12 protein-coding genes are annotated in these 13258 nt (G+C 37.4%); all 12 read right to left on the reverse strand.

Annotation, left to right across the window (positions count from 1 at the left end):
* Positions 1-6: 6 nt before the first annotated feature.
* The 12 genes from mobP2 to QNH15_RS20005 all read right to left on the reverse strand — a co-directional run bounded on the left by mobP2 (position 7) and on the right by QNH15_RS20005 (position 13198).
* Positions 7-1185 (reverse strand): MobP2 family relaxase, encoded by a 1179-nt coding sequence (gene mobP2 / locus QNH15_RS19950; protein WP_283889941.1) that lies wholly within the window; start codon positions 1183-1185, stop codon positions 7-9.
* Between the two features lie 15 nt (positions 1186-1200).
* On the reverse strand, positions 1201-1449 hold the full coding sequence (locus tag QNH15_RS19955) for a hypothetical protein (protein WP_283889942.1): 249 nt from the start codon (positions 1447-1449) through the stop codon (positions 1201-1203).
* Positions 1450-1655: 206 nt separating this feature from the next.
* Positions 1656-2510 carry a hypothetical protein gene (locus QNH15_RS19960; RefSeq protein ID WP_283889944.1) on the reverse strand — a complete coding sequence of 285 codons (855 nt, stop codon included), beginning with the start codon at positions 2508-2510 and terminating at the stop codon, positions 1656-1658.
* A gap of 15 nt (positions 2511-2525) precedes the next feature.
* The gene (locus QNH15_RS19965; RefSeq protein ID WP_283889948.1) at positions 2526-3128 is read right to left on the reverse strand and encodes a hypothetical protein; all 603 of its coding nucleotides are present in this window, start codon (positions 3126-3128) and stop codon (positions 2526-2528) included.
* An 11-nt stretch (positions 3129-3139) separates the two neighbouring features.
* Entirely contained in the window at positions 3140-4237 is a 1098-nt protein-coding gene (locus tag QNH15_RS19970; protein ID WP_283889950.1) for a bifunctional lytic transglycosylase/C40 family peptidase, read from the reverse strand.
* 4 nt (positions 4238-4241) lie between these two features.
* Positions 4242-6206: a VirB4 family type IV secretion system protein gene (locus QNH15_RS19975; protein ID WP_283889951.1), complete on the reverse strand. Its 1965-nt coding sequence runs from the start codon at positions 6204-6206 to the stop codon at positions 4242-4244.
* 16 nt (positions 6207-6222) lie between these two features.
* Positions 6223-6876 (reverse strand): TraC-like domain-containing protein, encoded by a 654-nt coding sequence (locus QNH15_RS19980; RefSeq protein ID WP_283889952.1) that lies wholly within the window; start codon positions 6874-6876, stop codon positions 6223-6225.
* On the reverse strand, positions 6876-7181 hold the full coding sequence (locus QNH15_RS19985; protein WP_283889953.1) for a DUF5592 family protein: 306 nt from the start codon (positions 7179-7181) through the stop codon (positions 6876-6878). The genes QNH15_RS19980 and QNH15_RS19985 overlap by 1 nt, the downstream gene beginning before the upstream one ends.
* 17 nt (positions 7182-7198) lie before the next feature.
* Positions 7199-9286, reverse strand: coding sequence for a pLS20_p028 family conjugation system transmembrane protein (locus QNH15_RS19990; protein WP_283889954.1), 2088 nt, complete (start codon positions 9284-9286; stop codon positions 7199-7201).
* Between the two features lie 33 nt (positions 9287-9319).
* Positions 9320-9517, reverse strand: a complete 198-nt coding sequence (locus QNH15_RS19995) for a hypothetical protein (protein ID WP_283889955.1) — start codon at positions 9515-9517, stop codon at positions 9320-9322.
* On the reverse strand, positions 9514-12039 hold the full coding sequence (locus QNH15_RS20000; protein WP_283889956.1) for a VirD4-like conjugal transfer protein, CD1115 family: 2526 nt from the start codon (positions 12037-12039) through the stop codon (positions 9514-9516). The genes QNH15_RS19995 and QNH15_RS20000 overlap by 4 nt, the downstream gene beginning before the upstream one ends.
* Positions 12040-12085: 46 nt before the next feature.
* Complete coding sequence (locus QNH15_RS20005; RefSeq protein ID WP_283889957.1) at positions 12086-13198, reverse strand: hypothetical protein; 1113 nt, start codon at positions 13196-13198, stop codon at positions 12086-12088.
* Positions 13199-13258: the final 60 nt, after the last annotated feature.

Here is a 13258-nt window from a genome sequence, read left to right on the forward strand (position 1 = left end):
AGACCATCACCTTTCCCTATCAATTTGTTGTTGAAGCTGTTCATATGCCATTTGATTTTTCCAATTTTTATACTCACTGTTTAGCATCCGGTCTATTCCATATTTTAATTGTCTGAATCCCAGATTATCCTTCAATACTTGGCGTTTAGTTTGCTGAGTTAAAAGAAGGTTTGGGTTAGATTTTAGATTTTTATCATACTTTTTCATTTCTTGAAGAAAAGCATTTCCCATTCTTTTGTATAACTCGTCCACCTTATTTTTTTTATAGTCTGCATACCTTTTATTATCACTGGCTCCGTACGTTTTCTTTAGTACTTCAGTTTCTTTATCAAGTTTATTGATCAGCTTTTGGTAATCCTCTTTATGGTGTTTTTCAATATAATCCCTGGACAGCTTATCGATTAGAGGTCTTACATTGTCTAATGAATTATATCCATAAGACCATTGTTTACGATCCTTCGGAAGGGAATGATAAATCTCAAAAAAGTCTGTTTTCAACTTTCGATTTTTAAACGATAGTGTATTGTCATTTTTCTTTGAATGAACCATTTGATTTCTTATTAGATCATTAATAACTTTTAAGTCAGCCGATCTGTCCATAATATTGTTAATTACTTTTGACTTCATTGATTCAATTGATTTTAACTTCCTTTTACCTCTTTCTCTGGTTGGCGAAGGTTCTACCGTTGCGATATGAATATGGATGTTATCCGTGTTGTAATGGATTGCGCCAGACCAGACAGAGGATTTATCTAATCCTTCTCTTTTTAACATTTCATTCAATGAAAGACGTGCAACTTCTTTCAGTTTCATTTCATCAATTGAATGGCTTTTTGAATGGTATACCCCATGTTCTTCTAGCCATTTATTATCAAAACTGATCACATCTTGCCAAAGAATGGATTCGTTTTTTTGAGCGATGGAAAACGTTCGTTTCAATTTCGCTTTTTGTTCTTCATTCAACGAATCGAATTGGTTAGTAAAAAGAGATGTTGTCTTATGTTGGTTTCCCATATAATCCTGATAGTTCATAAAATCAAGATTGTTTTCGTTAGTACTCTCGCGTTTGGCTTTATCTCTATCTAAATAATCGATATAATTTTTAAAGGCATGTGATCCCGGTAAAACAAATCGCGATTTAACAATCACACTTGCCTCTTTACTTGTCGATACTATAGCCTCCAATGTACTCCACCTCCTTTATTCTTCTAGTAATTCAACTAACAAATTTTCCAATCTACTAATCGATTTTGTGGCTTCTTCCATCACGTATGCATTCTTTTCAATAATTAGTTCCAAGTGTTTGATTTGCTCATTTGTTTCTGGATCATATGCTGTTTTTTCTATTACTGATTTGAGATATTCCTGTCTTGAGATTGATTTTTTCTTGGCCATCTCATCAATTTTTTTCAAAGCGATTGGATCGACGTTTCTTATTTTTATTTCCATTAATTCGGCTCCTTTTTTGTTCCACTACAGTGTGTCTGAGAGCTGCATCAATTAGAGAAGAGCATAAGGGAAAACTGTCCCCAACTACGTTGTGGAACTAGGCAAAGCCTAGTGTTTTCATGGGTACATCGAATTTATTCAGGTGGGCTGATGTGGGTCTTATTTTTACATCTAGTGGGCTGATATGGGTCTTAATACTAGCTCTATTAAATTGATAAATCCAATTCTCTTTTTCTTAATTCAAGCTTTTCTTTCTTATCTTTTAAAATCTCTTTTTTGGCATTAAGATCTGCCACCAGTTGTTTAGAATCCTCTATTTTCATTTTGTAGCCATTGATAATGCTTTCTGTTTCAGCCTTTTCTTCTTCGGTTTCATAAATCATTTCATCTTGATTGGATGCAATTGCATGTTCTAACTCATTTTGTTTCTTTTGCTCTTTTCGTTCTAAGTTTTCAGCTTCTTCCATTTCTTTTTCCGTTTGTGCAATCAATACATCTGCTAAATAAATGGCATATTCATCATTGGTTTTAACCTTGATTGATTGATGTTTTACCTTTCGCTGATCACTATAAAGGGTGGATAAAATCTCCTTATTTTCTTGATTCTCTTTCTTTATTTCTTCCTCATTCGCAAGCTCATTCTGAGTCACTTTTATGACATCTAATGCCACTTGTTGAAACTCTTTGGATAATCCGAAGAGTTTTAATACATAAATACCATCTTCCTCGAATACCTTTCTCGCTTCTATTGTTGAAGTTCCACCATTTCTCTGGAATGCTTCAAACCTGATGTCTTCATCGAGGGTTTTGAGATCTTTAGTGAGCAGCGTAACCTCCATTTCGTTCCTTTTTTCATCGTAAATCCATGAATCTATGGTAATTAATCCGTTGCCTGAGACCGACTCTTCTTTTGCTAACGCAGTATTTAAAATGGGTATTTTTTCTTTCATAAGGAAATTAGAAGATAAAAAAAACATAAATCCAAGCATGGATAGTGTCAAGAATCCCATAAAGAAAACCGATGAATTTCTTTTTAGATTAACTCGATCTTTCTTTAACATATCACCCTCAACTCCTTACTTTTTGGATTTATTTTGTACCATGCTTGTGCTGTCTGCCTCCACATCTTCGACTTTTTCAGCGATCCATTTGTTGCCTTCTAATTTAAAGGTCACCAATGCAAAGAGTTGGCTTTTATCAACATTTCCAGTGGCTAAGTACTTCAGATCGTGATTAAATTTAACGATGACGTCTATCCGTTTTTGATCAGGTTCTAATTTTTTCACGTAGTACTCATCATTATAAATGGTGGTTGCGACTTGATCTTGGTAGGTTGTATCTGCCGGGAAGAAACGGTCAAGTAACTCTTTTGACATTAATCCTTTTGCTTTTTCCCTTCTTTCTTCGTAGCCTTCTTTTTTCTGAATATATGCTAAGTCCATAAATTCTTTGGTATCTTTAATCATCGTATTATAGTGCTGTTCTCTTCCAGAGGGAGAGAACAGCTTTACTTTATTCTTCATGTTTTCATTCTCGTTTTTCAGTTCTATATTTTGACTCACTACTTCTTTTGTACTTTTTTCTTTTTTTTTCTGCTGTGTAAATAGAAAGATATTGATCGCGAGCAATATGATTAAAAAGTAGAAAGCCAATGACTTAAGTACCTTAATGCTATTCATTCCATCACTTCCTAGCCTTTAAAATCGGCAACTCTTCCGAAGCCATACAAATGAGATTTCCAATAGGAGTTCGTTAAATCCGTTTCTCCAACTCCTCCACTATTGGCATTGTACATTTTGTTATTTCCAAGATAGATCCCTACATGAGTAACTGGGACACCTGCATTATAGGTGTTTGTAAAGAACACTAAGTCCCCTGGCTTCAAATCAGATTTTTGTACTTTTTTTGAAGCTTTAAATTGTTCATTTGCTGTTCGGGGGAGGTTCACTCCGGCTTCTCTATAAATCCATTGCATGAGAGAAGAACAGTCGAATCCTTGTTGAGGATTATTACCTCCAAATACATAAGCCTTCCCTTTGTACTTATAGGCTTCCGTTAATACAGCCTTCAGTTTCCCCTTCGCACTGGCTACAGCATTTCCGCCTCCAACAGGTATATTCTCTAATGCTGCAACGCTTTTCGGATGATAGTATCTCAATACGGCGTCTACATAAAGTACATCGCCATAGCACGCACCTGCCGGAACAGCATCACCTCTAATACAGGAATATACACCTGTATACGCTAATTTTTTATACATCATTTTTGAAAATTCGATAGCTAATTCTTTCGAATATTTGCCACCGTTGTGCTCTTTAGCGTAGCCAATAAATCCTCCGCCAAAGTTGTAACTTTGTAACCCTAGCAAAATATCATTACCGGCTTGAACCATTATTTTCTTAAAGTATTTCACTCCTTGGTTAATGGATGCTTGAGGCGATTTTATACAACCTACGTACCCACAAAGACTCTCAGAAGCCTGCATTGGGTCTTTACCTTTACCGCCAGATTCCTGCATCATTTTTGCAAGGATCAAATCGGTATACTGTGGTATTCCGTTTGCTTTTGCCTCTCTTTCCACATCTTTTCTATACCTTTCAACCATTGGTGAAAGAGGGAGTGTTCCTAGATTTAATCCTTCTGGATCAAAGACTGTGCCATACTCTTCTTCTTTTGGATCATCAAAAAATGCTGTGAAAATCCCCATAACTAAAACGAGAGCAGCAGCTATTAAAATGATTCCTCCCCAGACGTAATACTTTTTAGGGATTAATGCCAGAACATGCATTCAATTAGGCACCTCCACCAAATACGTCTAATTCTTCCTGAGAAATATCAACCTTCAGTTTTATGTTTTTTACTCCTGAAATGCATAAGAATACTTCACCTGTCGTGAGATATGGAATTTGTGATACTTCACTTTCGGTTAACTGACTTGTAAATACTTCTTGTAGTTTTTTCAAGGATTCCGAATCTTGTTCTCCGATAATTTTGTATTGTGTTAGTCCAAAAAGCTTCTTTACTTCTTCAGCTGAACCCTTGTCCGAGTTCTCGGGTACAAAGTCTGTAATCAGATGGCTTGCAAAGAATAGCCCTCCAAAATATTTGCGTGCTTCTCTCATAAATCGCTGGAGGTACTCGACTCCATGCTCTGAGCCCTTCCTTGTATTTATAATGTGATGTGCCTCATCAATGAGAATTAAGTAACGGGTCGCATCTTCAAATCTCAACTGTCTTTTATTGAATGCTCTGAGTTGAGGGGCACCATTAATCAGCATTCCATCCCATAGCATGTTCATGATGTTAAACACTTGAGCTTGAAATATTTCTGGTTTTAACTCAGATAGATGTCTTAGGGGAAAAGATACTACTTGCTCATTATTGATGTTGTCCATGCTCGAATGTCCGTTAAATAACTGAGCATAGTTCGTCACTATGTTTTGTACATTTAACTCAATTAACTCCAACCGGTCTTTACGCTGTTCGCTTAGGTTTTCATGAATGATTTTCTTGTTAAAATCTGCGTAGAGTTCTTCTTGAACCAGAGAAAGAAAATCCGTATATATCGGATATTCCTCTGCCTTTCTAGATGTAATTGTAGACTCAGCAGGACTGTTTTCATTCCATAAGCCCATTTTGATATACAGTGAACGCAGCAGATTCTCGTATTCTTTTAGTTCAGCATCGGTAGCCTCGGGATTAAGAAAACGGTAAAACACGTTCAACTTACTCAGATGCTGTCTAAAGCTTCCTTCTGGTAGGACGTTGCCATCATCATCGGTCGCTGTAGCATAAACTTGAAGGGGATTAATTAAACCAGAACTCCCATCCAGAGCCACTACTTTTCCACCCAACTCCTTGGTAAGCTCTTCAAACTCTCCGGTGACATCCAGAATTCGTGTATAGTATCCTTTAATTGAATTATCGTGGGCCACCTTTTTTAACATCGTACTTTTACCAGAACCCATCTTTCCAATCATTAACGCGTTATAAAATTTCCGTTGTGAATCCTTGTGAAACAAATCAAAAATCACATTTCCCCTTGTCGCTGTTGTTCCATAATGCGTTCCATATGGATCATCGAGAGAAGTAAAGTGAAAAGGAAAACCACCTGCAATAGATAGCGAAGGAATCTCTTTTCCTTTTCGTTTATTGGTGTATTTTAATTGTGCAGTGTAGCTGGTCAACAAACCCTCCCATTCATATTCCTGTTCATTTAGAAACACGCTGCCTCTAAAGTTTTGAGCTTCTAAATTCTCCATAACTTCCTTTGTAAGTTTTTCTAATTCATCAATTGTTTTTGCACTCACATACAACCGAAGGTGCACTCGTTTCATTACTTCACCCTGAGTGATAGCATCATACATATCGCTTAATTCTGTATAACTCTCCCGGGCATCGATACGGTCGATATTGTCCTTTGCCGTTTCATGCCTTACGTTTTGCTCGGCCATTGATTTGTTGATCGATTCAACGATTTCTTTTCGGTTGGGCGTCGAAATATCAATGGTAGCTACTACATTTGGCATGTTAACGATAGGTTCAAGCCAAAGGTCCGAAACGATGGAATTATAATCATAGACATGTATGCAGGTTTCATATCCATCTCCCTTTCTCAGATACGCCTCTTCAAACTTGATTCCACCTTGAGGTTGGATCTCTGATACCAGGTAAGGATTATATCCATACTTTTCTTTGTCCGTTATTATTTCTTCCTCATTCTTGAATTTAGAAAAAACAGTTGCTAATATTCCCATAACGCGCTGCTCCTTCCTAATTTTTGCTTTTAGAATTAAGGTTGTTTAGTTTATAAAGGATATTGATCTTTTTTTCGTCAGAAAGCTCAATGATTGGACACGTCCTTTGTAATAGTCGTTTCACCTGATTCACTTTATTTAGTAGGGTGTATTCGTTATCTGAATAAAGGAAGAGGTAATACTCTCTGTTTGTTCGGTTGCTTTCAATGAATTGCAGCTCTTTTAACTTTTTTTGCAGAAATGGGATATACAACGGGTTTTTAGTTCTCTCCATTTTTCTTTGAATGAAGCTTTGCTGAACACTGGTATCTACAGGGAAATTTAATGGGACCAATTTAATGTCATCCAAATAGGACTGCAAGAAAAAGGCGAATGAGTAAATGTCATGATTCTTATCTTCCGTGTTCAAGGAATAGATGTCTTTTGATGTCAACTGAACGATTTCCAAATATTCGTTTTGCCGAAGTTCAAAGTATCCGTTGGCAGTCATATCAATGACCGGCATAATTTCCGCAATACTGGACTTGATCTTCACCTTTTTTTCTTTCTTTTCTTGGATTCTTTTAAGGTTTTTTTCATCAAATATGGTTGTTTCCGTACCGTAATTTAAATTCTTCTCAACAAATACAGATTTAGGTTGGCTTTCATCCGGTTTCTTTAGCTTAGGCATTACAAATCACCATCCAATTCGTCTGGTTTATCGATTGCGCAATACGTGTCCTTTCTTCGTGAGAATGCAATTACAATCGCCTGGTACATTCGCTTTTTAGGATTGGTGTATGGTCGTATAATCAAAACGATTCCAATAAACCCCATGAACAAATAAAATGGGATCTTAAGAGAGGAATGAACCACGTTTCCCAGTACCATGGCGAGCACCAGTAAAGCTACCATGAAAAGCAAATCAAACAAATATAAGGCTTTGTTGATTTTTAATTCAGTTGTGATCTCCTTTGGTATTCTGTAGTTAGCCAAGCCAATTCACCTCTTTTTCATTTCTTCTTCCTATAGCTTGCGATTTTCTTCCTGACACTCTCACCGGTATTTTGGCCGATTTGGTAAGATTGCAGGACCTTTTGAAAGGAACGGTTGCTTTTAACTTTATCTGACATGGCTTGTCCAACGTGCCTTGTTTCTCGTACACTTTCAGTTATTCTGCGCTCAGTCGGAGGAGAAGGACTTGTTGATCCGAACGAGCTAACAGGAGGTGAATTTCCTGTATCACTATATGAACTTCCACTCGACATCGGCTGGCTCTCAATAACATGTTCACTACCACTGTGGGTTGGAACTGAATCTTGCGCACTTATTGTGCTTGTTGAGGAACCCATGGATGAATCAGTAACTACTTCTGTACTACGGGTTCCTGTATTCCCGGAACCGGATACACTAGTATTAGAACCACTGCTATAAGTGCCTCCAGACCCTTGAGAAGAATGTGAAACCTGTTTTGCCACACTTCCACTCATGCTGTTGTTAGAAGAACTAGAAGGTGCTTTATTCGTAACATCTGACTTATTTTGATTACTTTTATCCATATTTGAATTGGATTGAGGTTCCTTTCTGCCTTGTTTTCCGTTTGCCGCCATCTCTTGATGTAGACCTGGCGGAAGACTGCCTCCTTTAGACCGGTCATTCTTCTGTTGCTCCTGATGGTTCATTTCGTGTTCTAACGAAGAAGCCACCTCTTCTCGACCAGCATTTAGCTCTTCCGATCCTTTTCCTTGGTCCGTTTCGCTCTTCGGATTTTTATCCTTCATTCCGTCTTTGTTTTGAGTGTCACCTTTTCCGTTTTTCGGGTTGTTTTTTGACTCATTACTTTGTTCCTGCCCTTTATCTTCACCTTTTCTTAGTCCCTCAGCCATACCAGCCACACCTGCAGCCCCGCCTATACCTTTCAATGCAGCTGATTTGCCAGCACTCGATAACCCCTTAACTCCATGGTTTAATCCTTTACTTCCAGCGTAAGCTCCTGCAAGTGCTCCCCAACCGGACTTCAGTCCGGCGTCGATTCCGAATAAACGTTCCACAATATTTGGTCCGTCAATTACTGCCAGAGAAAAAGCAAATAGGGCAATCAAATAGGGTAATCCATCTAATTTGTCATCAATAAATGCCGTTCCAATGATGTAAATTTTCATGGATAGAAAAATCATAATGGTCACAAGAAAGATATTTAGGATGTTTTGTATTACTTGTTTCGTCTTTTGTCCTGAATGGATGTCAGCTGGTGCAATAATAGTTGCCAACACATAGTTGAATGCTAATTCAAAAAATAACTTTGCTAGCTTGATAGCTATCGTCAGCAATGTAAATGCCGTAATCGCTAAAGTAACCATGATTGTGAACCAATGCACCGTATATCGGTAGTAATATTCCTTGGTTATATCGGTAATGAAATTCCCATCGTCCAAATCCTGAAGCCCATGCGAGCCATCTCCCAATGTGTCTAATTTCTTAGACAAAATATCCACGCCATTGTTGGATAACTCCTTATCCTTCGTCAATTTTGTTCCATCAGTTAAATAAGAATTAACGTCAATATCTCTGATATTTTCTTTTGGAATCTGGTTTATAGGGTTGATATCTGGTTTTTTCCATTCTTGTAGATCATAGAGAGCAACATCAACGATTCCATCTTTTATGATGGTGTCTGCCAAGCTGCCCTCTTCTTTCCCATTTAGTGCTGTTACTGCATCATTTGTGAAATGGTCGGCTTGATTCATACCTGATCCCAGCAAGGCAATTACGACTAATGCAAGAAAGACATTAATAATGATGCCTTCTCTATCAATCTTCTTTTGAAAGATAAGCAAGTAGCCCGTATAAAGCAGCGAAAAGGCCATCAAGATTACTGATAATGGCTTAAGCATTTGAACAAGACCAGTTATGTCACTATCAGCGAAGAACGTTTTTAGTCCGAGTATGGAATCTGTAACATTCTCAAGACTATCAACCAACCATCCCAGACCAAGTATGATGATCCAACCCAGGCTTCTAAAGACGTCCATAATAATCCAGCCATCTGATAGGTTATCCCCAAACTTTAGAAGGACGTCCAATATTTCTTTATCACTCATATCCTCACTCCCTCATTGACACAACAACACAAGTCACTTCAGATCTAAAAACTCATGGATTGTCATGGGATACTTCTTATCAAATTTTTCAACTTTAATAATGAAAGGTGCTTCATCCAATCCTTGTTCGATTGTACATATGCCGTCATCAAGAGAAACAACGAGGATTTTCCCATCTTTCAAAATGTTTTCCTTGTGTTCTTCTAACAAAGCCAAGATCTCATATTTCAATCTGAAGTCCCTCCTTCATATTGACTTATTAATCTTTTGAACTTGCTTTTAAGTGCAGCATGAATATTTGATTTTAGGACATTGTTATCAACCATGTTCTCAAGCAAGTCCATAAAATCAATGATGTTCATCTCTTTAATGTCAGGCATTTGTAAGTCAACAACATTCGCCACACTTCTTTCAATGATTACAATGGCATTATCATTTTGAAAGAAGGTTTTCACATTCATTTCCTTCCACTGAAGAGAACCCTTATCTTTCGGCTCCGCGGAGGTAAAGGGTTCTGATATACTTATATCACTTTCCTGTTTCACTTTGACTTCAGCAGTAGCAGCAACTTCCTGTTTTGCTAAGACTTCTTGTGCAAGAGGAGATCCCTGGGCCTCCTGCCTTACATAGGTATCATCAAAATCAATGACTAAAGTTTTTAAATCGACGTTTGCATGTAAACAAGGAATATCGATGTCATTAATTGATCTACTGGTATCAAAGTATTCAGAGAGATACTCCCACCTATATTTCATGGCCGTATCTTTGGTATTAAAGATCGGATATGGCGTAATTCTTCTTTTGCTTAAATTCTGTCGTTTAATGATTCGAATAACAACCATTTCTCCTTCCTGCAGCTGCATTAACTCATTCGCATTTAGCAGCTTTCTGGCATCTACGCTTTCTGTTTTATTTTTATCGAAAGAAAGTGTGCCACCACTCCTACTTTTTGTCGTAATGGTTTGATCCCCTAACTTGCTAGCGATCTTTTCAGCTGTGGCCGTATCTGTAGTCAGAATATAGATGGTGTTGCCACAGTTTCCATCAATGGTTTCCCATCCATCTCCATATTTCTCCTTTAACTGGCTGTATGCTTGAATGACGAGATTAAACCTCATGTTACGGCCTAAACAAACAGTTACTATGTTACTCATGCCTTCAATAGCCGGCATGTTTCCGAATTCATCCAGTATAAAAACGACTTCACGTAAGCATTTGTTTCCTTTAGCGACAGAAGCGTTTTTCGCAAGCTCTGTATAAAGCTGTTTAACAAAGAGTGAGGCAATCACATGCAAAGAAGCATCATAATCAGGAGTAATCATAAACACAGCTGTCGGCTTGATAAAGTAATCCATTTTTCCAATCCGAATACTTCCCAAGTCCTCGGTACACGTGACCTTTACTTTGCCAGTGTTGGAATCAATCTCCTTCACATGAACCTTCAACCCATCCTCCGTTCCTTTTTCTTTAAGTAATAAAGTGTCTCCCTCGTGTATCTCGTTAACAAAGTTAATTTCAAACCTTCCATTCACATCCGTTTTAACCGATTCCATTTCTTCATTTGAAAAAATGATCTCGATTCTTGTCAATGGAGTAGCGTAACCTACCAAGTTTCGTCCAAATCCTATTCGCTTCAGATCAAAACTGCTTTTTGACGTCATTTTTGCTACTGCATCTAAAGTGAATATCCCTAGTTTTGCGGACGTATTTGCTAAAATTCCTGCTCTAGTTACACCAGAAGAGAAATTTAGAGTGGCATACTGCATCTTGGCAACATTATCAGGAGGCAGCTTTGAAAAGTAATCATCGAGGGCGTCGGTTTCTATCCCTGTCTCTTCATCAACGATTTTTTTAGTTCCTAAGTTGGTAAGCATATTCGCCACGCTATACATTGTAATTTGTTCATCCTTATTTTCTCGGATACACTTATCACATATAGCCAGGATTAAAGCGTTGCAAAGCGAAATAGAGGATTCCTGCCAAAATTTATCTTTTGCTTGCGGATCATAGTAGAGCATGTAACTGATGGATTGGGCAAGCTGTTGAGCAGTTGAAAAGTCTTTTTGTTTGTACGCATCTATTACAAGTTGGAGTATTTGATAAGACATGCTTTCCATTGGTTTCATCAGGTTTAAAACTTCCACATGGTATCCCCGTTTTTCCAGTGTTTCTTTTGAAGCAGAATACAATTCTCCTTTGGGATCATTCATAATCAATGAAGCCTTTTGCTTCGCGCGACTGTAAATGTCTATCATACTGAACATTCCAATCTCACCCTTACCAGAACGTGTGGTACCGATCCAGAGGTTATTGACAGGACTATCATCAATAAATAACTTGTTTTTATACCGTGAAACCGGAACACCACCTCTGCCTTCAAATTCTTGAGTTTTTTCAGGTACAGCCTTGTATTGCTTTTTTAATTCTTCAAGTGTCGTAAACCTGGACGTTCCTTTTTGCCCATCTTCAAGTGAACGGAAGTTTGAACGGATCTTGTACACCACTATGCTTGAACAGATGAGAGCAATTAAAGTGAATGCTCCATAGAAAGCAAAGGACTTGAAATGAAAACCAAAAAAAGTACTCCAGTTGATCTGCACAGGATCTGGATTGAGAACATCTTTTGTATTTAGAATCGTCATAATGGTGTTAGTAACAACATTGACCAAGCCATTAATTAGTGTGAATGCAAGTATAAATACCATAAGACCTATGATGAAGACTGTCTTATTGTGAGAAAAAACCTTAGTCATAGCTTCCTCCTTCGATTTTAAAAAGGACACTCATTAAGAGCATCCTTTAAATGGCGTTAAATTGTTTTTCCAAATCGGTTTTCTTTTTTGATAAAGCCTTTACTTCCTTGGCTTTTTTACTATTTTTCGCCACTTTTATCGCCTCATTAAACTCCTTTAATTCTTTCGATAACTTTTCATATTGGGTGATCTTCGCTTTTAAATCCTTGTTATTATTATTGGCAAGCTCAGCGTTCGCTTCTTCAATTTTCCCTGTTTTCATCAATGCATAGGTTTTCATTTCACTTCTTTTAACGGTCATATCAACATCTTTTACGGCTAACAACTCGTTGTATTTCTTATCAGCATAAAAAAGATCAAATTTGCCTTCATTCGAAGGAAAGTTTTTATCAAATGCTCTAAGAGCATCCATGTCACCCTGCTTTGAGATCATGGTTGCAATATAGCCTGAATCGTTGTTGTACAGGGAAACCAACTCTTTGTACTTTCTGTCTTTTAATAATAAATTGGCGTAGATCTTCTTTTCTTCGTCACTCAGGTTAATTTTATTTGCTTTAAAATAATCTAATAACGCATCATGCTTTCCTAACAGTCCTTGTTCGTAAATATCCAATTGTTTACCTTGAGCAGCCAATTTATCCTGTTCTTTTGAATAAGCCACATCGTATTGGGCCACAAGCATGACCATGTAGAAGATCGTACCGATTAACGCTAAACCTAATAGTCCAGTCAGAGCATAAATCGAACGTCTCTGCCATTTCTTCAATCTTGAGATGCGGCTAACATTGAGGTTAAGCAAATGCGCATTCTCAATCACTTCTTCCTTTTTATAAATCTCTGGTAGTCCATCTTCCATTTTTGCAATCAATTCAATACGGTCTCGTTGTTGCTGCCGGTTCATTTTTATTTCTTCCAGCTTCTTCTTAATATGAATGTAGAGATTCGGGGCATACCTTGAACCAAATTTGAAGGTCCCAGTATAAAGTGCTGTGCTATCATTTTCACTTTCAATTAGATAAAAGCTTCCACTTATTATTTTCTTTTCTTCTCGGTACTTCTGCTCCAATATCATGGTTTGTTTTACAGCTTCTACAAAATCAATTCGTTCAAATTTCTTAATGCTATTATCATTTAGTTCAGTAAATACAACCTGCAGCATATTGTCACACCCTTCAATAAAAATAAAAAGAGCTCAACTTTGTTCAAGTGAGCTCTTTCT

This window comes from Fictibacillus enclensis, assembly GCF_030123385.1.
GTDB lineage: Bacteria > Bacillota > Bacilli > Bacillales > Fictibacillaceae > Fictibacillus_C > Fictibacillus_C enclensis.